General features: G+C 41.3%; 17 protein-coding genes. 4 read left to right on the top strand and 13 right to left on the bottom strand.

Annotated elements, in window-relative coordinates:
* Nucleotides 1–3 precede the first annotated feature (3 nt).
* Entirely contained in the window at nucleotides 4–3,993 is a 3,990-nt protein-coding gene (locus FLL46_RS04585) for a hybrid sensor histidine kinase/response regulator transcription factor (protein WP_168204048.1), read from the bottom strand.
* Between the two features lie 313 nt (nucleotides 3,994–4,306).
* Here FLL46_RS04585 and FLL46_RS04580 point away from each other — a divergent pair, with 313 nt between their 5' ends.
* From FLL46_RS04580 to plsB, 3 genes are all read left to right on the top strand, one after another.
* Complete coding sequence (locus FLL46_RS04580) at nucleotides 4,307–5,884, top strand: acyl-CoA ligase (AMP-forming), exosortase A system-associated (RefSeq protein ID WP_142892298.1); 1,578 nt, start codon at nucleotides 4,307–4,309, stop codon at nucleotides 5,882–5,884.
* Nucleotides 5,885–6,070: 186 nt separating this feature from the next.
* A complete protein-coding gene (locus FLL46_RS04575) occupies nucleotides 6,071–7,315 on the top strand; it encodes a pyridoxal-dependent decarboxylase, exosortase A system-associated (protein ID WP_246119264.1) in 1,245 nt (414 codons plus the stop codon).
* A gap of 235 nt (nucleotides 7,316–7,550) precedes the next feature.
* Entirely contained in the window at nucleotides 7,551–10,028 is a 2,478-nt protein-coding gene (gene plsB, locus FLL46_RS04570) for a glycerol-3-phosphate 1-O-acyltransferase PlsB (protein ID WP_142892297.1), read from the top strand.
* 89 nt (nucleotides 10,029–10,117) lie between these two features.
* Here plsB and envZ read toward each other — a convergent pair whose 3' ends face one another.
* The 6 genes from envZ to FLL46_RS04540 form a co-directional block, all read right to left on the bottom strand.
* Entirely contained in the window at nucleotides 10,118–11,401 is a 1,284-nt protein-coding gene (envZ, locus tag FLL46_RS04565; protein WP_168204047.1) for a two-component system sensor histidine kinase EnvZ, read from the bottom strand.
* A gap of 898 nt (nucleotides 11,402–12,299) precedes the next feature.
* Nucleotides 12,300–12,911, bottom strand: coding sequence for an SCO family protein (locus FLL46_RS04560; RefSeq protein WP_142892295.1), 612 nt, complete (start codon nucleotides 12,909–12,911; stop codon nucleotides 12,300–12,302).
* Between the two features lie 90 nt (nucleotides 12,912–13,001).
* Nucleotides 13,002–13,901 carry a heme o synthase gene (gene cyoE / locus FLL46_RS04555; RefSeq protein ID WP_142892294.1) on the bottom strand — a complete coding sequence of 300 codons (900 nt, stop codon included), beginning with the start codon at nucleotides 13,899–13,901 and terminating at the stop codon, nucleotides 13,002–13,004.
* Nucleotides 13,894–14,922, bottom strand: coding sequence for a COX15/CtaA family protein (locus tag FLL46_RS04550; RefSeq protein ID WP_142892293.1), 1,029 nt, complete (start codon nucleotides 14,920–14,922; stop codon nucleotides 13,894–13,896). Before FLL46_RS04550 ends, cyoE begins: the two co-directional genes overlap by 8 nt.
* A gap of 64 nt (nucleotides 14,923–14,986) precedes the next feature.
* The gene (locus FLL46_RS04545; protein ID WP_142892292.1) at nucleotides 14,987–15,631 is read right to left on the bottom strand and encodes a hypothetical protein; all 645 of its coding nucleotides are present in this window, start codon (nucleotides 15,629–15,631) and stop codon (nucleotides 14,987–14,989) included.
* 4 nt (nucleotides 15,632–15,635) lie between these two features.
* Nucleotides 15,636–16,394, bottom strand: coding sequence for an SURF1 family protein (locus FLL46_RS04540; RefSeq protein ID WP_281281941.1), 759 nt, complete (start codon nucleotides 16,392–16,394; stop codon nucleotides 15,636–15,638).
* Between the two features lie 95 nt (nucleotides 16,395–16,489).
* Between FLL46_RS04540 and FLL46_RS04535 the strand changes: the two genes are divergently transcribed.
* Entirely contained in the window at nucleotides 16,490–16,714 is a 225-nt protein-coding gene (locus tag FLL46_RS04535) for a twin transmembrane helix small protein (RefSeq protein ID WP_142892290.1), read from the top strand.
* Between the two features lie 85 nt (nucleotides 16,715–16,799).
* On the opposite strand, the gene FLL46_RS04530 is transcribed toward FLL46_RS04535, so the two are convergent.
* From FLL46_RS04530 to FLL46_RS04505, 6 genes are all read right to left on the bottom strand, one after another.
* Nucleotides 16,800–17,699: a cytochrome c oxidase subunit 3 gene (locus FLL46_RS04530; protein ID WP_142892289.1), complete on the bottom strand. Its 900-nt coding sequence runs from the start codon at nucleotides 17,697–17,699 to the stop codon at nucleotides 16,800–16,802.
* Nucleotides 17,700–17,733: 34 nt separating this feature from the next.
* Nucleotides 17,734–18,294 carry a cytochrome c oxidase assembly protein gene (locus FLL46_RS04525; RefSeq protein ID WP_142892288.1) on the bottom strand — a complete coding sequence of 187 codons (561 nt, stop codon included), beginning with the start codon at nucleotides 18,292–18,294 and terminating at the stop codon, nucleotides 17,734–17,736.
* Nucleotides 18,295–18,322: 28 nt separating this feature from the next.
* Entirely contained in the window at nucleotides 18,323–19,876 is a 1,554-nt protein-coding gene (gene ctaD / locus FLL46_RS04520; RefSeq protein WP_142892287.1) for a cytochrome c oxidase subunit I, read from the bottom strand.
* A 14-nt stretch (nucleotides 19,877–19,890) separates the two neighbouring features.
* Nucleotides 19,891–21,042 carry a cytochrome c oxidase subunit II gene (gene coxB / locus FLL46_RS04515; RefSeq protein ID WP_142892284.1) on the bottom strand — a complete coding sequence of 384 codons (1,152 nt, stop codon included), beginning with the start codon at nucleotides 21,040–21,042 and terminating at the stop codon, nucleotides 19,891–19,893.
* 253 nt (nucleotides 21,043–21,295) lie between these two features.
* Nucleotides 21,296–22,036, bottom strand: a complete 741-nt coding sequence (locus tag FLL46_RS04510; protein WP_142892282.1) for a hypothetical protein — start codon at nucleotides 22,034–22,036, stop codon at nucleotides 21,296–21,298.
* Between the two features lies 1 nt (nucleotide 22,037).
* Nucleotides 22,038–22,667 (bottom strand): sigma-70 family RNA polymerase sigma factor, encoded by a 630-nt coding sequence (locus tag FLL46_RS04505; RefSeq protein WP_142892280.1) that lies wholly within the window; start codon nucleotides 22,665–22,667, stop codon nucleotides 22,038–22,040.
* Nucleotides 22,668–23,278: the final 611 nt, after the last annotated feature.

Genomic DNA, 23,278 nt, shown 5'->3' with positions numbered 1-23,278 from the left:
TAGTTAAAGAGATTCCAGATATTCGCTAGGCGAAAACCCATATTGTGCCTTAAAGCATTTCCCAAAGTGACTGTGTGAAGAAAAGCCGACATTAAACCAGACTGTACCCGGTGTATGACCCTCTGATAATAATTCACAAGCTTTTTCAATACGATAACGCTTAATGTATTCCGCACAGGTCATATTTAATATTGCATTAAATTTGCGCAATAGTTGACGGTGGCTCATACCCGACTGCTCAACAATATCAGCAACTCTCAGTTCTTGCGATTGAAAACATTCACTCAAAATTGAATCAATTTTCTCAACGAATTGTCGACCTCTTATTTCCGATTGGCTCAAACGGGTACTAGATTCATTGGTACTTTCAGACCAGGTTTTCTTATCAAATACAGTTTGATTAAAACGCTGTCGTAAAATACTTCTAATTTCTAACAAGTTTTCAACCCGAATTAATAACTCCTGTGTATCGAAAGGTTTGGTCAAGTACTCGTCAGCTTTTTCAGACCAACCTTTTAAGCGACTTTCCCTATCTCCCCGAGCGGTCAATAATATTATCGGAATATGATTGGTAGAATCTTGCTCTCGCAATCGTTTAGTCACTTGATAGCCATCCATTTTTGGCATCATGACATCACTGATAATAATATCCGGAATCTCTGAAGTCGCGATCATAATACCTTCTTCTCCGTTCTTAGCGGTAAGCACGCGATAGTCATTTTTAATACTTTCCACAATGTAATGACGCATATCCTGATTGTCTTCAATCACCAGCACAGAACTTCTTTTGTCGTTAGTGACATTATCCAACAATTCATTTTCCGGCTCGTTTACCTGCCCGGTCACACTGGCTAATTCCATCATTATGACTTCATCATTGGAGTGGAAATTGACATCATCAGCGCTAACTTCGTTAACTATCGGTAACGTCACGATAACTTCAGTGCCCTTCCCCTCTTCGCTTGTGAGCACGATACTCCCCTGATGCGCTTCAACCAACTCTTTAACTAGTGCCAGACCAATTCCGGCACCGACAACTTGCTCACTAGTTTCGCTAATAACCCGGTTAAATCGTTCGAACACCTTGTCTTGTTTATTGTCAGGAATACCAATTCCAGTATCTGAAATGGTTATTTTATAATGATTATTTTGAGTTCTTACTGCCTCGATGGAAACCGAGCCACCAGGCTGGGTATATTTAACCGCATTTGACAACAAATTCAGTATAATCTTTTCTAACGCATCTTGAGTAAATTCAAAATAAAGCTCATCTAATTGCTTAATCGAAAGCTTGATACTTTTTTCCGCGGCAACCTCTATGAAAGCTTCAGCGATTAGCTTGATAGTTGATGCAAACGCTTGTGGCACTTTTGGCGAAATGGACTTCACTCGAAAGGTTTCCAGATTTAACAATTGATCAACCATTCTTAATAGACGATAGCCATTCCTTTGAATGACCTGCAACTTGCCTTGAGGATTGTTTTCAGGCTTATCAAGTAATTGTCTTGCCGGGCCGAGTATCAAGGTAAGTGGTGTTCTAAACTCATGGGAAACATTGGCAAATTCCTCGTTTTTTCTTGACAACAAGTACTCTACTTTTGACTTTTCCTCGGCTAGCTCTTCGGTACGCTTAATTACCGATGTTTCTAGTTTTGTTGCGCGCTTTTCCAGGGCGTGAGTTCTCAATTTGATAAATGCAAAAATCAAAAGAATGAAGCTGATTGAGTAAATGGCATAAGCCCATGGTGTCGCCCAAGGCGGTGGCAATATCCTAACTTTCAACGCCAGTGGCTTTGGGCTCCAAACACCATGATTATTTGACGCCTTAAATTTGAAAACATAGTCTCCCGCGGGCAGATTGCTATAATTTGCTCGTCGGTATTTTGCCGTTGTATAGTTCCAGTCCTCATCCCAGTTTTCCAATTTATAAGCATACTGGTTTTTATCGGGATTAGCATAATGAAGCGCAGCGAACTCAAATCCGAAGGTATGATCTTTGTAGCTTAATTCAAGCTCTTTTAATTGTGATATAGGATGCTTAAGAGAAAACTCGCCGCTCTTTTCTCCAACTTTAATAATATTGTTAGCATATAAGAAATTGGCGAGTAATAGCTTAGGTGGTATCTTGTTTCGATTAATTGATTCCGGATTGAACCTCAGAAAACCTTTTGTACTACCAAAATACAAATAATCATCTTTCGAGTGCAATCCAAATGAGTTAAATGAACCGTCGGGAAGCCCATCACTCCGGTTATAATTGTGTATGTGTTTACTTTTCGGGTCTAAGTGACTGATACCTTCAACACTGGAAATCCATAAACTTCCGTCTTTAGAACCAAGGATAGAAACAAATCCATTAATCGCATGAAGCGCTTTTTTATCTTTATAGGCAGCGAGTTGATTTCCTTTGGTGTCATAGCGAAAAAGCCCGAGGTGATTAATTCCAACCCAAATATGATCATTTTCATCCAGGTATACTTTAGCCCAGGGGTCTCTTATATTACTATCATTCCAGTCAACCGTTACTATCTTTCCATTTTCAGCAAGCTTTGTTAAACCTTTCCAACTTGTAAAAAATAAATTGTCATGACTATCCTTGTATATTTTAAAATATAGATTGCCATCCAGTTTTGGATCGTCAGATTGAACTTTTTGAATATTACCTGACTTTAAGTCTCTGAAGAATAAACCGGAAAATGTAGCGATATACATTCCCTTATTTTCAATATTGAATGTGTCATAAACTCCTAAACGCTCAGAGTGAAAGCGGTAATCCTTTACAACCTCTAAAGTTTCAGTGTTAATCGTATCATTTCCATTTTCAGAGGTGACATATATGAGTTTTGAATTTTGATTGTCGGGAAATATAGAGCTAATTTTGTTACCAGATAAAGCAGAACCAATTTCACTATTACTCTTAAATATTTTACATAAGTCTTTTTCAAAATTGACAACGACCAATCCTTTTCGAGTACCCAGCCAGAGAGAACCAGAAGGATCTGTATATATAGCAGAAACCCAAGTACTCTCTAAACATTTAATACTCGTTTTGTTGTCGTTAAATAACTGAAATTTTGTGGTGATTGGATCAAGAAAGTAAATTCCTGATTCTGCTTCGCTTGCCCATAGTACGCCGCTACTATCGATAAATGTTGACGACACATTTTTAGTCGTCATCGCTCGACGGCTATCAACGCCTTCAGCATCAAAATAGTACAATCCATTGGTAAAGGTTCCAATCCAGAGGCCACCATGATTGTCTTCTGAGATCGACATGACGTACTTACCGGACAGCTCAGATAAAACTGGAACCAGTTTCTTTGAACTTACCAGAATCTGATATAAACCGTTGTTGGTACCCGCAATCAAAGTTCCATTTTTTCGCCGAAAGATCGTTTGTACCTGAAAGTCATCATTCACAGCTTCAGGCGCGTCGAATAATTCAAAAGATTCTTTTCCTTTGTGTTGAATAGCCAAACCACTTCGAGCACCAACTAAAATGTGATTATCATCGGTCTCTATCAGTGCCCTGACTCTTGGGGATGAATTAAATGGCAAAGCATCGGGGTTAAATTCAATGACTTTAGTTAAATCATGGTTGAGTCTTACAATGCCTTTATTAGCCCCCAACCAGACTTCACCCGAACTTGTTTTAAGAAATGAATGAACCGCAAAATCTGATATCGTCAATTCACTATTTACCGCAATATCGATTCTTTCTATAGATTGCGTATAAGGGTTAAGGCGGCCGATCCCGCCATAAGCCCCCACCCAGATAGTGCTATTAGCGTCAATATAGACCGAACGAACGTAATTTAAGGTCGCACTCTTGCGACCACTGGTGTCTTGATACCGAGTGAATTGATAACCATCATAACTAAAAAGCCCTCTCGCACCGCCGAACCACATCAAGCCATTTTTATCTTGTACAGTCGAGAAAATAGCACCTTCAGGAAGTCCTTGTTCCGTACCTAAATGGCGAAACTTGAGCACCGGAGACGCGTAAGAAAGATTGATAACTCCTAAGAAAAAAACTGATATTCCGAGAAAGTATCTAATGTTTGTTAATTGAACCAGTCGCACCAATTAATTCCTATTAATCATGAAAGCACTTCAACAATAAGCACTTTCTTCCGGTCGAATGTTAATAATTTGAACATGACTTTAGATCACTATGTTGCCGCAAAAATGAAGTGAGGAAAATCACAATCGTCCTTGGTAGAGCATAAAAATTGTCTATAAAATAAAACCTTCCGCGGGTAGAATAACCCCAGATACGAGTGACCAACTTTTTAAACGCAGATCTATGCCTAATCTTTTTCACCATATTCTGACGAAGACAGCGTCCAATTATTCTAACTCAACGGCGCTCATTTTTAAGGATTTTCATCTCAGTTATCGAGAGTTAGTCGATCAAGTTGAGGTTTTGGCTACCCAGCTTTTGCAGCGAGGCTTTCGCAGGAACGCAAGAGTTGCAGTTTATTTACCCAAGCAATTCGAAACAGTCATCAGTTTTAACGCAACGTCATTGGCCGGCGGGGTTTTTGTGCCAATTAATCCCTTGCTTAAGACAGCCCAGGTTAAATACCTCGTTGAAGACTGCCAGGTAAGTGTTTTAATAACTTCTCTAAGCCGTTATAAACAACTCCAGCCTCATATTGAGTCTAGTAAATGTATTCAAACCGTTATCCTGACTGATTGCTTACCCGAACAAACACCCGAAGGCTGCTTGAGCTGGGCTCAATTATTAATATCCTCCCCTTTGGAACCAACTCAATATCCCAAAAGAATAAGCACAGATATTGCTGCAATACTCTACACCTCTGGCAGTACAGGAAACCCTAAAGGCGTTGTTCTATCCCACAACAACCTGGTAGCCGGTGCGAAAAGCGTGTCAGAATATTTACGAAACAACGACACCGATCGACTGCTTGCAGTGCTTCCTTTTAGCTTTGATTATGGATTATCTCAATTGACCACCGCTTTTCTCCACGGAGCAACGGTAGTTCTCATGGAGTACCTGCTTCCCAGAGATGTAATACGTGCAGTTGCCAAATATCAGATTACCGGTCTCGCTGCGGTGCCACCGCTCTGGGTTCAACTCGCACAGTTAGATTGGCCAGAGGAGGCCAGACAATGTTTACGCTACTGGACCAATAGCGGCGGGGCGATGCCACAAGCGACGTTGGGTGCTTTAATTAACCAATTACCAGACACAAGCCCATTCTTAATGTATGGCTTAACCGAGGCTTTTCGCAGCACCTACCTTGACCCCAAAGAAGTCAAAACGAAACCGACGTCTATGGGAAAAGCCATTCCCGATGCTGAAATTCTAGTCATAAACCAACAAGGAAAGGAGTGTCTGGCTGGCGAAGAAGGAGAATTGGTCCATCGTGGACCTCACGTTGCCATGGGCTACTGGAATGCGCCAGAAAAAACTGCGCAGAGATTTAAGCCCTTTCCCTCCCCGGTATGTAATGGGCTAACCGATGAGATTGCAGTATGGTCAGGTGATACCGTGGTAGCCGACGAAGAAGGATTCCTCTATTTTGTCGGCCGCAAAGACGATATGATAAAGTCTTCCGGGTATCGAATTAGTCCATCGGAAGTTGAAGATAGTGTCTACCAGCACGAGAGTGTAAGCGAGGTGGCAGCCATCGGCGTGCCTCATTTAACATTGGGACAGGCAGTGGTATTAGTCATAAAGCCAACTGACGAAAAAACTTTTGACGAAAAAACTTTAGTAAAATATTGTCAGAAGCAACTGCCTAACTTTATGCAACCAAAAGCGCTAAAATTAAAATCAGCGTTACCCCGTAACCCGAACGGAAAAATTAACCGAAAACAGTTACTCGAAGAGTTTAAAGATCTTTTTAGCCAATGAATACCAAATCAGGGCACGATTAAGCTTTAGTTCCCTCTCCCCCTGGGAGAGGGTTAGGGAGAGGGAAAGAAGTTAAATGTTGTGAAAAACCTTTAGCATATCCGCTCCCCCAAAACCCCTTCCTCTGGAGGGGGAGAAATTTTAAATAGCCTCTCTGGTAAAACGATTAATAAGCGGAGTCTCACTTTGTCAAACACCTCAAAAGCGAAACCAGTACATGCGCCCATGAGCCAGTTTCAATGTAACGGTGACCAACTTTTGGTGAATGGTCACCCATTGAATCTACTCAAGTACCACGCGGGGCAAACCCCTTTTTACGCTTATGATCGCAGCGTGATAGCACAAAAAGTCCGCCTACTTCGGCACAAACTGCCAACCGCTTTAAAACTTCATTACGCGGTTAAGGCCAACCCAATGCCCGCCGTTGTTAATTTTATGCGTGAGCAGGTTGACGGTCTGGATGTTGCCAGTGGTAATGAACTGAGAACCGCACTGAATTCTGGACTGGATGGACATCAAATCAGCTTTGCCGGACCCGGAAAACAGTCCCAAGAACTGGGAATGGCAGTGGCCACACAAACGACCGTGAATGTTGAATCATTTAACGAACTTGAGAAGCTGCGCAACATCAGTGATGAAATTGGCGTTAGAGCCCGCGTTGCCGTGAGGGTTAATCCCAACTTTGAACTCAAATCATCCGGTATGAAAATGGGCGGTGGTGCGCAACAGTTTGGCGTTGACGCTGAGCAAGTTCCCGAAATGCTACAACTCATTTCTGAATATGGATTACATTATCGCGGCCTGCATATTTTTACTGGCTCTCAAAACCTCAATGAAGATTCAATACTAACTGCACACCGCGGCATTTTTGAGTTGGCGACTCAGTTACAACAGGGTGCGAAATCTGACATTGAATCGTTAAATATTGGTGGCGGTCTCGGGATCCCTTATTTTCCAGGAGAAACTCCCATCCATCTTGAAGCTATCGGCGAGCAACTTAATGAGCTCATGACTCAATTTTCCGACCAACATGGTGACTGTGAAATTGCCATGGAACTCGGTCGCTACCTGGTGGGTGATGCTGGTATTTATGTATGCGAGGTCATTGATATCAAACAAAGTCGCGGCACGGAATTTATTGTGGTTAACGGCGGACTACATCAACATCTTTCGGCATCGGGTAATTTTGGTCAGGTTATTCGCAAAAACTACCCGGTTGCCATTGGTAACAAAATGCAACAGGCTCCAGAGAAACCCGTACAGATTGTCGGACCACTTTGTACGCCACTTGATTTGCTCGCCAATAAATACAAATTGCCCAAAGTAGAAATCGGCGATCTTGTCGTTATCTATCAATCCGGCGCATACGGCTACAGCGCTAGCCCCCGTGACTTCCTGAGTCATCCGCATCCGGTTGAAATTTTAATATGAGCAAAATATTTCCTCCAGATAAACGATCAGAGAGAAGGATTATCCACTCACTCTGTAACAAACTAGTCTGAACTCTTCGCTAGTAACTCAAGTCTATATTGCTTAAAATGACGCCCTTTGTCGTATCAGCGTCTATAGTTAATTTGAACTCTGTAAAACAAATTAGAGTATGTGCAGGTGAGCACTGCCACGAGTTCCGATTCATCAAAACGTGAAACAATAATATTAATTATCTATGTTTTTAAATCACTTATACCAACAAATCGTCTCCATTCCCCTTAAATTATTGGTGAGCAGCAAACTTCTGCCGGAAAACCCGGTAAAAGATCTGGAGATTGATACTGACGCCCCCATTTACTACGTCATCCAGAGGCGATCAACAAGTAGCTTTCTAATGCTCAAAGAAAAAGCCAAACAGTTGAAATTACCGGAACCGAAAATAGTTTCGGGCACATCTGAAGAAATTCCAAACGGCGCCGTGCTTTTCTTACAAAATAAGAACTTGTTAGGATTAGGTGTAAACCTGGTTGAAAAATACCAGAGACTGTTGGAGCGTTTACTCGATACTCAAAAACAAACCCCCGAAAAGCATCACCAATTGGTGCCTGTTTCTATCTACTGGGGGCGAAATCCCGGTAAAGAAAACTCATTATTAAGATTGTTGTTTACCGACACAGAAAGCTCAACACCGCTACGTAAATTTTTCCTGTTTCTGTTTCAGGGTAGAAACTCATTTGTTCGCATTGCCAAGCCGGTTGATATGCAACAAGTCGTTGCCTCTGGTGCCTCAGAAAAAATGTTGTTGACTAAATTGACACGGACGCTACGCGTACATTTTCACCGTCACCGTCAAGCAGCAATGGGTCCATTGATCAGTAATCGGCGTCAGTTAATCACCAACCTGGTAGTGAGCGACAATGTTCGCCGGGCAATTGAACGGGAAACGAAAAGTAAAAATATTAGCGTTAAAAAAGCTAGAAAACTTGCTGAGAAATACGCGGATGAAATCGCTTCTGCTTATTCTTACAAAACGGTCAGAATTCTGGAGTCTGCACTCACTCATTTGTGGAATCGTATTTATGATGGGGTGCAAGTCAGAAATGTGGAAATGGTGCGTGAGCTAGCAACAACTCATGAAATCATTTACCTGCCCTGTCATCGCAGTCACATTGATTATTTGTTGTTATCTTACACCTTATATCATGAAGGACTAGTGCCTCCGCATATTGCCGCAGGCATTAACTTGAATTTTTGGCCGGCAGGTCCAATCCTCAGGCGCGGTGGTGCGTTTTTTCTGCGCCGAAGTTTCGGCGGAAACAAACTCTACACAGCAGTGTTCAATGAATACATTTTTCAACTAATGGACCGCGGAATTCCCTTAGAGTTTTTCCCAGAAGGCGGTCGCAGCCGAACCGGGAGATTACTTCCTCCCAAAACCGGACTTTTAGCGATGACACTGCAGAGCCTTCTCAGAGGAACCCGCAAACCGGTGGCGATTGTACCTGTTTACATTGGCTACGAGAGAATGTTTGAAGGTAAAAGTTATCTGAACGAATTACGCGGTGCGGAAAAGAAAAAAGAGTCTTTCGGCCAACTGCTGGGAATTCGTAAAACCCTTAAACAAGCTTTCGGTAAAGTTTATCTCAACTTTGCCGAGCCTCTGTTTTTAAATCAGTACCTGGATGAAAAGCAACCTGACTGGCATCAATATAAAGGCGATGCCAACGCTAAACCTGGTTGGTTAACCCCTCAGGTTAGCGACTTAGCAAATACCTTAATGGAGAAAATCAACGCTTCTGTCACACTTAATTCAGTCAGCCTCGTTGCGCTAATTCTACTTTCGACTGAACGAGTTGCCATAGGGAGAAAAGAACTAGAATCACAATTGGAACTGCTACTAACACTTGGTAAAAAAGCACCGTTCAGTAACGCAACTTACTTACCAAAATCTCAACCACCAGCTTTAATTGGTCAAGCGGAAAAACTCGGAACAATCTTTAGAGTTGCCAATCCGATGGGCGAAATAATTACAACAGACGAGCAAACGGCTGTTTTATTAACCTATTATCGAAATAACATTCTTCATATTTACATCACCTCTGCGTTAATCGCGAGCTGTTTTCTTAATCGACAATCGATGACTCAAACCGACCTGGTCGGAGAGTTAAGCAAGCTGTTCCCGTTTCTTAAAAAAGAGTTATTCATTCATTGGGATGAACAAAAGTTTGAGCAGCATATCGAAAAAAATATCGACGTTTTAGTTGAGCGCAGCATGTTATTCCGTGAAGACGAAATGCTTACTCGAGCGCCAGAATCCGATAGCGGCTTCGACCAATTATTTACTCACGCACAGATTGCCAGACCGACACTGCTACGGTACGGCATTATTCTCACCTTATTATCAACACAGGCAGGTAGGGAAAATCTTAGTCGCCAAGAACTGGAAAAGCGCAGTCAACATCTCGCTCAGCGAATTGCAGCACTTTATAGCCTGAATGCACCTGAAGCATTCGACAAGAACCTTTTCAGAAACACGGTGAATGTACTAAGAGAAGGCGAACTAATCAAAGTAGCGGAAAATAACAATTTTATTATTAATCCGGACCTTATTGATTTACAGGATTTAATTTTGAATAAGGTTAACATTCACTCGAAACACATTATGCAAAAAACCGCGGCTTGGGCGAATGAATATTGGGGGAAAAAGTCGTAGCTTGTCAGTAGCCAGGGATGAGCGAAAGATTTACTGAATTCTATGTGTTGGTTGAATAACAAAGCAACCCAGCCAACACAACTATTAGCCTAAACCGGCAAAGTAAAAGTTGCTTCTAACCCACCATCTACATGGTTCTCAAGATTAATCTCACCACCATGCATTTCAACGATACGCGCTACTATGGCGAGTCCTAATCCCGACCCCTTACCGCCACGAGCCTTGTCTCCTCGTGCAAATGGTTGAAACAAGCGATTTTTATCAAGATCTTGAATACCTTTTCCATGGTCGCGCACAGATACCACGATATTATTTTCGTTATAAAAAGTTTTCACAATCACCGGTGCTTTTCCATAGCGAAATGCATTTTCGATTAAATTGCTGATTAATCGCTTCATTGCCATGGGTTTAAACCTGGCTTCAGGCAGCTCACAAAGGTGCGACTCTAATCCTTCATGCTGTTTCGATGAGGCTTCCACGACCTGTTGAATGAGCTCCGTCATATTCCCTTCTTCCATGCGTTCTTCACTACCATAACGAACATAGCCAATAAATTGGTCGATAATGTCGTCCATGTCCTGGGTGTCGCTGATAATTCCAGTTTTGATTTCGTCATCTTGATCGGATAAAAATTCTGACGCCAGACGAATACGCGTAATTGGTGTGCGTAAATCATGGGATATACCGGCCAATAACAATGTTCGATCCTCTTCTAATTGGTGAACATCGGCAGCCATCTGGTTAAACGCCGCGGTCACCGAAACCAGCTCTTGCGGGCCTGTTTCCTTCAATTTTCCTGGGTAATCTCCACGCCCAATCTCCCGCGCGGCGAATGCAAGTCGCTTCAGCGGGCGGTGTAGCTGGATCACCAAAATCCACGCGCCAAATAAACTCAAAAACAGTAACATCCCGGAAAAGATAAATAACTCCATTGGGTTGTTTCCTTCGTAATCGCCAATCGGCATTCTTATCCAGAAATTGGGGTGGAGTGGTTCACTAATCCACAGATATATTCCATCGGATGTTTCAACTTTAACTTCCGTATTTTCACCAAGATAGCGCTCCGCCTGCTCGCTAAAACCTCGATGAAAGCGAGCATTCTTAAGACCTTCTGGAATTGAGTCGCCACTCATTGGGTAGAGTTCCAGCTGGGTTGTTTGGGCAAAGCCCACTGCGAGGTTTTTTGGCAGGTAAGTTTCTTCACCAATATGTAATAGTTTTATTTGGTTGGACGCAAGATACATTACGATTCGATTATGGCGGTCAACGACAAAATGCTGAATGGTAAAGTAGGAAACTACATGGCTGATGACAAGCAAGGTTGCAATCATCAGCGCATTGCGCCCAAAGAAACTTTGCGGAAGCAGTCTCAAGTTGAGTTCACTCTGAAATAGATAGCTTTAATTTGATTGGTATCATATAACGAATGTGGGATTAATTCAGCAAACAACTGTTACAAAATGATTGGTTTGAGGTTGGTGGGGTTGGGGTAATAGGAGGGGATTTTGGCTGTGTTTGGTGTTTTTAAGGGTTGTTTCACATCGCTTTGCTTGCATGCGACTTACTTTTTTCAACAGCTAAAAAAGTAAGCAAAAAAGCCGGACGCTAGCCGCTGGGCATTTGTTAGTAGTGAACTTGAACAAGAAAACAAATCTTTAGCACCGGATTTATCATTAAGATGCTATCGCCTGCTCTGTGTAAGATGATCTTTAAAAAGAAGCATTGTTGCTGTCAGGCATGTCGATTGTCTGTCGGTTTTATCCCAAATATTAATTTTATCGTGTGCTGATTGACTATTTTCGATCAAGTTCACGATAGATTAATTACCTTTGATTGAGTTACATTCCTGACAAAGTAAACCAATTCCCATACTTTTTGGAGTGACCATTAATACAAATTATAGAGTATGTTTGCTAGTCTTTGAGAGCGACAGAAGGTATTTTTAGCTGTTATTTACTAATAAACAGATTCCACCCTGTACTTTCTGGATTGGTTAAATTACGTCAATTAATATCAGAATTAATACAGCACAGAAAAAATTTTATGGTTACACCATTCGTTATAGCAACAATATTAAAAATAAGAAGGTGAGTCTACACCAAGCTAGCGACAGCAACTGAATACCTTATCTGTATTAAAGTTTTATTTATTATCTAAGTCTTTGAGATACATTTGCCCAGCGGCCAAGCGTCCGGCTTTTTTGCTTACTTTTTTAGCTGTTGAAAAAAGTAAGTCGCATGCAAGCAAAGCGATGCGAAACGCCCTTAAAAACTAAATCTCACTCTCCGCCAACCAAGAAAGCTCTTTCACTAAAACAGACTTATCTTTCCCATGCATCGCCTCACTACTAATAATACCAAACCGCTGCCCCTTAGGATTTACAATAAAAATCCGCGCACTATGATCCACTGAATAAAACTTTTCATCTTCGTCATTAATGGTATAAATCCCACCCAGAGAATAAACTAACTTATCTATTTGCGTTTTCTCCCCCGTTATACCAACAAAATCACTATGAAAATGGTCAATATATTTTGCCAGGTGATCGGGAGTGTCTCTGACCGGGTCAACCGACAAGAAAATAATTCGGAGATTCTTTTGTAGTTGCGGTGAAATCTTTTGATAAATTCGAGAAATGTCTGATAACGTCAATGGGCATACATCAGGGCAGTTTGTATAACCCATAAAAATCAGGTTCCATTTACCCGAAAAGCTTTCAACATTAAACTTTTGAGTGTCTTGCTGAACCAACTCAAATTGCTCAAGTGGTTTCTTGTTCGGATAAATTAATAACTGCGTATATTCTTTTGGTTTTTCACTGCACCCCAATAATGTTATCGCAACGAAAATCCCAGACAGAACAGCTTTAATGATATGTTTCATAGTTTATTCCGATTCATCTATTAATTTTGTGTCCGCTATTTGTCGCAATCCAATCTAGATTTTCCCAATCCGCTAACCACGCAATCAAAACTAAAAAATCTCAACAGGCAGATAACGATCAACCAATAAGGCGACAAACAGTAACATCAAATAATTAATTGAGTATTTAAATGTGTCCATGGCGATACGTCTCTCGTCACTATTTTTCAATTTAATAGCATAGAACAAAAAGATTAAGCCAAGAATTGTGGAACTAATCAGGTAAATTCCCTTGGACATACCGGTAAGGTAAGGCAATGCTGCCGCAAAAAGTAACAATATGGTGTATAAAACAATATTCAACTTGGTAAATGCAATACCGTGCGTGACCGGCAACATTGGAATTTCCGCTTTCGCGTACTCGTCTCTTCGAAAAATAGCCAGAGCCCAAAAGTGTGGTGGCGTCCAAACAAAAATGATGAGTACTAAGAGTAAAGCATGCGGGTGAACCTGACCATCAACCGCTGTCCACCCCAATAAAGGTGGAATAGCGCCGCTCAGGCCACCAATAACAATATTCTGTGGCGTAGCGCGTTTCAAATACATGGTATACACAAACGCATAGCCAACCAATCCAAAAAACGTCAGGACAGCCGTTAATGGATTAATAAAAACATAGAGCAAAACCATTGATGTTACTGATAAAAACACAGCAAATAAAATAGCTCGTTTACTGTCAATTTTTCCAGTAGCAACCGGGCGTTTCAGTGTTCGCGCCATAATTGCGTCAATACGTTGGTCAACCACGTGATTAACAACCGCAGCGCCACCTGATGCAAACCCAATTCCTACCGTTGCAATAATTAAAACATCAATTGGAACCGTCTCTACTGGCGCCATATACATTCCAACCACCGCAGTCAGTAATATTAATAAAACGACTTTGGGCTTGGTCAGCTCCAGATAATCTTTCCAACTGGTCGCAGTATTTGTCGCTGCCGAATTACTCATTATTGTTACCCTCGGAAGCAATTTTTTGCGGCATTAATATCAAGGTAAGCAAACAAACCAGCGTAACAACCAACAAGGCGCCAACGCCGTTGTGAGCCACAGCATTCATTAGAGGTAATTGAAATAAAATATTATTAACACCAAGGACAATCTGAACAATTAACAATATTGCAAGAATCCAACCAAATCTGGAAAGCAATTTTTCACTTTGCTGGCGAACTAAAGCAAAAATCAAATAGCATAATGTTAATGTCGCGACGATAGCACCAATACGATGCGCAGCATGAATTGCAATCCGTGCATTTTGATCAAGAATACCGAATTCATAAGTTTCAGCTTCACGTCCCCAAAGTTGAAATCCAGCTAGAAAATCACCATCGTTCAACCAATTTCCCTGACAAATAGGTAATTCATGGCAGACCATGGCAGCATAATTCGCTGATGTCCATCCACCAAGCGCCACCTGCAGAACCACAATACTCAAGGTTAAAACAACCAGTTTTTTCAGCCGAGTGAGATTAGTTTGATTTAACGGCGAAGAAAATTGGAAATGATAACGAGCCGTCAGTGAGGCCAACAAAGAAAAGGTCATAAACCCTCCCATGAGATGCAACATCACAATTAACGGGTGCAACTTCATGGTTACAGTCCACATCCCTAACGCGGCTTGGAAAATTATCAGTACCAATAAAAAAGAGGAATGTTTCATCGCCAATTTCTGCTTATTTCTCCAGCTAATAATCGACAGCGCGAGAACTAGCAAGCCCAACGTGCCAGCGAAATAGCGATGTACCATTTCTGGCCATGCTTTCGCGAACTCATAGGGTTGATCAGGGAAAGCCTGATTGGCAGCTTCGATATGGTGATCCTTCGTAGGAATGTGCATAAAACCATAACATCCGGGCCAATCAGGGCAACCTAATCCAGCATCTGACAAACGAGTAAAAGCTCCCAAAACAACAACAACTAGCGCAAATGCTGTGGCAAAGAGGGATAGATTTCTCACTGCTTTATTATTCATTACTAACTCTTATTTTTTATTAGTTTCTAATTAACGACCAGCACTTAAAAAGCAACAGATACCGTCAGCCTAAACGAGAATATTTAAACAATCGCAACAGATCAGTTCTTAAATTCTTACTCATACCAGGCGCAGACTTTTCGTCAGGCACCAATGGATAACGCATGAAAATATTGCCAAGCGGGTCAACCAGATAAATATAATTAGCTGGTAGGTCTTTATTAAGCCCACTACGAGTTTTCTCTAAAGCCTTAACCCCAACATTAGTAAATTCACTATAAGAAAGTGGAAACTTTCCTGTCTCTGCATCTGTCCCTGTAGGCAAAACTAGTAGTTGATTAATTCGCCTGGCTTCTTTCCCCAAACCAACATAAGTTTGATTAACCGTATAAGTATTCAATTTCAAACAAGCTTCATCGCAAGTAGTTGGATCGATCGGAAGTAACCACCAATAAAGCGTTTCAAACTCTCTACCGGTAATCAAATTTCCATTGGAGCGAACAAAATGAAAATCTTCAATATCCAACACATCTTGCTCTGCTAACAATTCGCCGTTATTTTTAGTCGCACCCTGAAACCAGCCGCTGAAATAGGCGGAATAAGCAATTACCACGGGCGCGATAAAAGCGACAAACAAAGCAATCATGGTAGCCCGGTTTTTCTTAACATTTTTTTCGCGTGATTCGCTTTTTATTTCTTCAAAATCCACTGACTCACCTTTTTTTAATACAGACAATCAAACTAACAATTAAGAAAGCTAGTGCCAACGCAAACCATTGAATTGCGTAAGCCAGGTGTTTCTCTGGAGACATATTGGTCCACACCCAATTTGCTTTTAGCGCCGCTTCAGAATCGCTATTTAAGCGCAATAAGTAGGGCTCAAGCGATACACCAAGATGCTTCTCTAACTTTTCAACAACTTGTTTATCCAATACTGGCAAGCGAATGAAATCACTGCTGATTTCTAATTTCGCCAAAGATGTCGAAATTGATTTTTCAGGAATTGGATAAACTCTCGCATCAACTTGCCAGTCTCTACTCGGTAATTCTACACGAGGAAACTCATTTCTATCATTACCTGCCCAGATCCATCCTCGATTAACCAGAAGGTGGCGACCAGATAGATGGTCCTCGGCAACATTTAATACGTGGTAACCAGGTCTTTGGTTATCAATTTTATTGTCTAACAACAAAATATCGTTGCTCGCTAATTGCAGATTTACTGCGACTGACTGAAATTGCTGAATATGCGACTCGGTTAACTCCGACAAATTCGTCAATTTCGACTGTGCCCCTTTTTCCAACTGCACGATACGAACTTGTTTTTCTTGGGCTCGACTCAACTGCCAAAAACCTAATTCATTTAACAAAGTCTGAACCAACAAAAAAATAATTAAAAACCAAAAGTTAATGCGGATCTGATATCGGCCGATTGAATATTTTATGGCGTATTTCAAAACCGCGAACTCCACTGAAAAACGATGCACTGGAAAAAGACTCTCTGGGAGCGTATTCTACCATTAATTATCTGTAATCCAGAGTTTAATTGACCGGGAATGAATAAAAAATGTTCATAAAAATACTTATCGTTATCGCGATGCTAGCTGTACTCTTCACACTATTCAGAAGCTTATATTTTTTAATCACAGAAAAAGAGTCAAAGAAGACTGTCAAGGGCTTAACCTGGCGAATAGGATTATCGATATTATTATTCGTACTGATTATCGTCGGAATTTTTACCGGTGTTATCGAACCTCACGGATTACCAATGGTTAATCCACAACAACAATAAATGAAATGGCCTGAATAACTCGTTTTCAAGGATCAAAAAAGCCGAAGTATACTTCGGCTTTTTTATCATCCTTATCTAATTAGTTCTAGATAATATAGACGAATATAAATAAGAATAACCAAACCACATCAACGAAATGCCAATACCAAGCGCCTGCTTCATAGGCGAAGTGATTTTCAGCAGTAAAGTGGCCACTCGCACAGCGAATTGATAATACAATCAGGTATATTGTTCCAATAGTTACATGGAATCCATGGAAACCTGTCAGCATAAAGAACGTAGAACCATAAATGCCACTACCAAGCGTTAATCCCATTTCCTGGTATGCATGAATGTATTCCCAAACCTGTAAACCAAGGAAAATAATACCTAATAATGCAGTGATTGAAGTGTAGTTAAGCAAAGCATTTCTATTGCCATCTCTTAATGCGTGGTGAGCAATAGTCAAAGTCCAGGAACTGGTTAGAAGTATTGCTGTGTTAATCGCAGGTAACCCCCACGGTCCCATACCTTGAGTCGTTTCGCCACCAGGTGTCTCTGTCATTGGCCATTGAGGAATAAAGTCAGGCCACAGCAAAGCATGGGTCATGACATTATTACCTTCTCCGCCCAACCATGGCATCACCAACGCACGGGCATAAAAAAGAGCGCCAAAAAAAGCTGCGAAAAACATCACTTCAGAGCTAATAAACCACAACATTCCTTGACGGAAGGAACGGTCCATTTGCGAACTGTATAAGCCTTCCATTGACTCATTAATGGTGTCTCGCCACCAGCCCCACATCATGTAAAAAATGATAGTTAAACCAGCTGCAAAAGTGATCCACCCCATAGATCCATCATTGCCATATTTACCAGTGGTCTGTTGAATAAAGTTGGCGCCTCCAAAAGCAATTAAAAAGAGCCCAACAGCACCGACAATAGGCCATTTGCTTTGCTCTGGTACATAATACTTTTCGTACTTTTCTTCAGTTTCAGTACTCATTTATTTTTCTCCATCTAAGCGTTTTTTTATCGCTTTATTTGGTTGCTCCCGATGCAACTTCTACTGCATCGGTAACATTAAATAACTTATAGGATAAAGTCAGGTGTGTAATATCATCAGGTATCTCAGAATCAACATAAAATTTCATTGGCATTTCTACTTCTTCACCTGCAGCTAAACGCTGCTGATCAAAGCAAAAGCATTCAGTTTTATTGAGATAAAGTGCACCCTCACCAGGTGAAATACTCGGTACCGTTTGACCGATAATATCTTTGCGCGAAGTATTTTTCGCGTAAAACTTTACCTCGTTAAGTTCACCGGGGTGAACTTTGATTGATTTTACCAATGATTTAAATTCCCACGGCATTCCGCGATTGATATCTGTTATAAACTCTACTGTCACTTCGCGCTGTTTATTCACTTCAACAGATTGGTAAATTGCTTTACCTCGAGTTTTACCGTTAATACCTGTAATTTCACAAAATACGTCATAAAGCGGCACTAAAGCAAAAGCAAACAGAAACATGCCGCCAACTATGCCGACAAGTCGGACAATCAACTTTTTGTTCGCTTGATTTTGCTCAGTTTCGCTCATAAAAACTCTAACTTATCTCTTTAAAAGCCTAGTTAACTTTCGGTGGCGTATCAAACGTGTGATACGGCGCAGGACATGGAAGTTGATCCCACTCCAAACCGGTCGCACCATCCCAAGGTTTATCTTCAGCTTTCTTACCGCCGCGAATTGTCGCAATTACAATTCCCAGGAATAACAGCTGGCTTAAACCTAATCCGAACGCACCAATACTTGCTAATTGGTTAAAGTCAGCAAACATCATGTTGTAGTCAGGAATACGACGTGGCATACCCGCTAGTCCGCTAAAGTGCATTGGGAAGAAAGTTAAATTAACAAAAAGCATGGAAATCCAGAAGTGAGCCTTACCCAACTTCTCGTTATACATTTTACCTGTCCACTTAGGCAGCCAGTAATACACAGCAGCTGTCGTACCGAATATCGCCCCAGGGAAAAGTACATAATGGAAATGAGCAACCACAAAATAAGTATCGTGATACTGAAAGTCCACTGGCGCCATCGCTAACATAACACCGGAGAATCCACCGATAGTAAATAGAATAACGAAAGCGATTGCGAACAGCATAGGCGTTTCAAAGGTCATTGAACCTTGCCACATAGTAGCGACCCAGTTAAATACCTTAACACCCGTTGGAACAGCAATCAGCATGGTGGCAATCATAAAGAAAAGCTCTCCTGCAACCGGCATCCCAACAGTAAACATATGGTGCGCCCAGACCACGAAAGACAATAGTGCAATCGACGCTGTTGCGTAAACCATAGATGAGTATCCGAAGAGTTTTTTGCGCGCAAACGCAGGAATAATTTCTGATGCCACACCGAATGCCGGCAAAATCATGATATAAACTTCGGGGTGTCCAAAGAACCAGAAAATGTGCTGGAACATAACTGGATCACCACCGCCAGCAGCGTTGAAGAAATCAGTACCAAAGTGTCTGTCGGTTAACATCATCGTTACCGCACCAGCAAGCACCGGCATTACCATAATTAGAAGAAATGCTGTGATTACCCAAGTCCATACGAACAACGGCATTTTCATTAAGGTCATGCCAGGTGCTCTCATGTTGAATACAGTCACAATTACATTAATCGCTCCCATAATTGATGAGATACCCATCATATGAACACCTAAGATAAAGAAATCTGTACTTGGTGGCGCATAAGTAGTTGAAAGCGGTGCATAGAAAGTCCAACCGAAGTTAGGCGCTCCACCTTCCATAAATAGAGAAGAAATTAACATTGCAAATGCAAATGGTAAGATCCAGAAACTCCAGTTATTCATTCTTGGCAATGCCATATCAGGCGCGCCAATCTGCATTGGAATTAACCAGTTTGCTAAACCAACCATGCTCGGCATAACAGCACCGAATACCATGATTAGACCATGCATTGTTGTCATCTGGTTAAAGAAGTTAGGATCGACAAATTGCAAACCCGGTTGGTAAAGTTCCGCGCGAATGACCATTGCCATTGCGCCGCCAACCAAGAACATAATGAAAGAGAACCAAAGGTACATCGAGCCGATGTCCTTGTGGTTTGTTGTAAATAACCAGCGCTTAATGCCGGTTGGATGATGATCAGCCATAAGATCGTCTCCTATTAGTTACCGGCTTTAAAAGCCTGAATGTCAGCGGGTTGAACTTTATCACCAGTATTATTACCCCAAGCATTTCGCTCATAGGTAATTACTGCAGCAAGTTCGGCATCAGTTAATTGCGCGCCATAGGCAGCCATTGCGGTTCCGGCTTTACCGTTTACAACAATATCGATATGATCTTTCGCAGGACCTTTAACCATTGGACTATCTATCATTGCAGGGAATAGAGGTGGTGTACCACTACCATCAACCTGGTGACAGGCCGCACATTTAGCATCATAAGTTTCCTTACCGAGGGCCATTAATTTATCCATATCCCACGATTTGGCAGCCGCTTCAGCAGCCGCTTTCTCAGCAGCCAGGCGCTCTTCATTTTTCTTGGCAACCCACTGGTCAAATTCTGCTTCGGTAACAACACGCACAACGACAGGCATAAATCCGTGCCATTTACCACAAAGCTCGGTACATTGACCGCGATAGACGCCAGGCTTAGGTACTTTTGTCCAGGTTTCGTTGATGAAACCAGGAATAGCGTCTTTCTTAACTGCAAGCTCAGGCACCCACCAAGAATGGATTACATCATCAGCAGTAACCAGGAAGCGAACTTTCTTATTGGCAGGTATAACTAGCTCATTATCAACGTCAAGTAAGTAATTAGGCTCAGCAGCAATACCGGGTTGTTCAAAGTGCTCAGTCTGTTGAGGAGAATTCAAGTTACTGAAAAATTCGATATTATGATCCAAATACTTGTAATGCCATTTCCACTGAGAACCAGTGATTTGAACTGACATATCAGGATTTGAAGCATCTTCCATTTTGATTAACAGTTTGACAGCAGGAATTGTCAAAGCAATCAAAATAATAAAAGGAATCGCAGTCCAGATAAATTCTACGGTGGTGCTGTGCGACCAGGTCGCAGGCGTCGGGTTTTTCGATCTTCTATGAAAGATAATCGAATAAAACATTAGTCCGAATACGACAACAGCAATCACCGTCATAACCCAAACAACCATCATATGAAGGTCATAGGCCTCAAGGCTTGTCTCTGTCACACCAGGACGCATGTTCAAATCAGCGGTCGCTTGAACAACACCACTAAGCGCTAAACCTAATAATGCCGTCAAACTCGCAAAAAGTTTGCGTCGAATGGCCATTTAATATCTCCATTATTATTAACAACGGTCTTAAGCCGTTTAATTTTGGAATTTTGGATGAAAGAATAAGGATTTAGATGGTAATTATCGATTATTATTTCTAAATTACTTCCAGCGGTGCCAATCAAAATTGTTACCCCTCCCTATTGTGGGGGAATTATAAGGATGCGACGGCAGGAAGCAAGCAAAATTCATGTTATTTGTACAGAGACAAAAAGCCGCACCCTTGATCTAAAACAAAATTTTTGATGTTTTATCGGCGGAAAGCTTCAATTTGTTCGTCAATTGGGTAATCAGGATAAGCTTTTTTAAATCGAACAAGCTCTGTTCTAGCAGCGCCAAAATCTCCTTTTTTGAACAACTCAATAATTTCTCGCGCCCATTCTTCTTTGTCCGGAAAACTTAATTTCGCGACACTTGTTGTCCCGTCACTCCGTTTAGTAGCACTTTCCTTCTCATTTAGCGAACTTCGATTAGCAGAACTATCAGCCACACTATCCTGTTGTTGAGATTCTCCCTTTGGTGGCAGTATATTCATTGTTTCTTCCAGTCCTGATAAGGGTTCTTCTACAGTATTTTGACTTTGAGATTTGTCAGCCTCTGGCATTGTCGAGTAATCGAGTTCCGGTAACTTTCGTTGTTTTCTCGACGGCATTTTCGGAGCCTTTGTTTTTGGCTCAACCAAATCAATTGTGACTGGACCGGGGGTGGTTCCTGGCGGCATTTTGACTGGCGCAGGCCAAAGCCAATGAGCCGCAATCGCAGTAAACGCAAAGGTAGCTGTCGCATAAAGTGGCAAAGCCAGGCGCTTCCACCAACTGACTTTTGGTATTTTTTTGGGGTTCGGCGAACTTAACTCACGGTGAGCAGCCGCGATAATTTGCTTGTCAATCGCAAGATCTGGCATTTCTGTCGACATCTTTCGATAAGCATTTTCCAGCTCATCAAAACCTTCAATATCAGATAATTTTTCGTCAGATGAATTTATACTCATTTTACTCTCCAAGCAGGTTTTTTAAGCGCGCGGTGGCATATCGCAACCTGCTTTTCACGGTTTCTCGACCGCAATTTAAAACATTTGAAATATCCTCTAGTGACAAACCCGCATCCATCTTTAGTAGTACGGCTGTCTTTTGCTCCATAGGTAGTTGCTCAATCTGTTGACGTAGCTGCTGAAACTGCCTCTTTTCAATCAGCTCGTCAGCAATATCAGTCCTATTGTCCCCCACTAAACTCGAATGAAATTCTTCCTCAAGTTCAGTTTCCTGGCTGAGTTTTTTTTCCTTCCTGATAATGTCAATTATATGATTTTGTGCAATGCGGTATAAATAAGTTGTAAACAGCGCTTTCGGTTGATAATTTACCCGACTATTCACCAGCTTCATCCAGATATCCTGAAAACACTCTTCAGCCCTCGCCTGATTATTGAGTTGGCGCAAGCAATAACGATAAAGTCCACCTTTATGTCGCGCATACAGCTGCTCAAACGCCGAAGCATCACCTTTGGCATAATGGAGCATTAATTGTTCGTCACTTAATGATTTTTGCATTGCGCTAGTGAACTTCAATTTGTCACTTTTTGCAATACAAGAATCGCTTTCATACCCATTTACCGATAACAACATGACAGTTATTCAGCTAAGTCCCCAATTCGATCTTTAATATCCACATACTAGCTAGTCATTTCTACTCAAAAAACCAATACAAACAGACAAGCCATATCCCCTGATAATCCTTTATCACTTATTTTCCAGATATATCTTTTTAACCCAGTTATTGCTGCTAATCTCTAATCCTCAAAAAATATCAGTTATCTCATTAAAGCAGGGTCGATAGTGTCTCTTTAAAAAATAGAACGATCCAACAATAAGAGTTTCAACCTTTATCTTAGCGCTTCAAAACAAATCAAATAACAGTGTTTTTAGTTAAGAAAAAAGCATCCTTCAAGCTTAAATCCGGTTTAAAACACCCTGAAAAACTTCCTTTTTCCTTACACTTTTTGTTCCTGTAATCTAGCAAATAAGACTTCCCTTTTTAGCCCTTAACATGGCTCTTTTGGCTTAAAACTCATCTTCTACCTTAGCCATATCTACTCCGGTTAATTGTGATTTTATCGCCTTTATATTCCCGCCAAACTCAGCGTTCATTCACAATGTTCGAACTTAAAAAATCCTCTTCATAACACAATTCAAAAATCAAGTTTCAACTTTGTTCTCTAAAAATCACCACCCTTTTT

This window comes from Aliikangiella coralliicola, from assembly GCF_007004725.1.
GTDB lineage: Bacteria > Pseudomonadota > Gammaproteobacteria > Enterobacterales > Kangiellaceae > Aliikangiella > Aliikangiella coralliicola.
This window is presented reverse-complemented; position numbering and strand designations above follow the sequence as displayed.

Bases quoted from the DNA above. Each gene is read 5' to 3' on its own strand.
- FLL46_RS04580 (WP_142892298.1), top strand. From the start codon at position 4,307: ATGCCTAATCTTTTTCACCATATTCTGACGAAGACAGCGTCCAATTAT.
- plsB (WP_142892297.1), top strand. From the start codon at position 7,551: ATGTTTTTAAATCACTTATACCAACAAATCGTCTCCATTCCCCTTAAA.
- FLL46_RS04560 (WP_142892295.1), bottom strand. From the start codon at position 12,911: ATGAAACATATCATTAAAGCTGTTCTGTCTGGGATTTTCGTTGCGATA.
- cyoE (WP_142892294.1), bottom strand. From the start codon at position 13,901: ATGAGTAATTCGGCAGCGACAAATACTGCGACCAGTTGGAAAGATTAT.
- FLL46_RS04550 (WP_142892293.1), bottom strand. From the start codon at position 14,922: ATGAATAATAAAGCAGTGAGAAATCTATCCCTCTTTGCCACAGCATTT.
- FLL46_RS04535 (WP_142892290.1), top strand. From the start codon at position 16,490: ATGTTCATAAAAATACTTATCGTTATCGCGATGCTAGCTGTACTCTTC.
- FLL46_RS04530 (WP_142892289.1), bottom strand. From the start codon at position 17,699: ATGAGTACTGAAACTGAAGAAAAGTACGAAAAGTATTATGTACCAGAG.
- FLL46_RS04525 (WP_142892288.1), bottom strand. From the start codon at position 18,294: ATGAGCGAAACTGAGCAAAATCAAGCGAACAAAAAGTTGATTGTCCGA.
- ctaD (WP_142892287.1), bottom strand. From the start codon at position 19,876: ATGGCTGATCATCATCCAACCGGCATTAAGCGCTGGTTATTTACAACA.
- coxB (WP_142892284.1), bottom strand. From the start codon at position 21,042: ATGGCCATTCGACGCAAACTTTTTGCGAGTTTGACGGCATTATTAGGT.
- FLL46_RS04510 (WP_142892282.1), bottom strand. From the start codon at position 22,036: ATGAGTATAAATTCATCTGACGAAAAATTATCTGATATTGAAGGTTTT.
- FLL46_RS04505 (WP_142892280.1), bottom strand. From the start codon at position 22,667: ATGTTGTTATCGGTAAATGGGTATGAAAGCGATTCTTGTATTGCAAAA.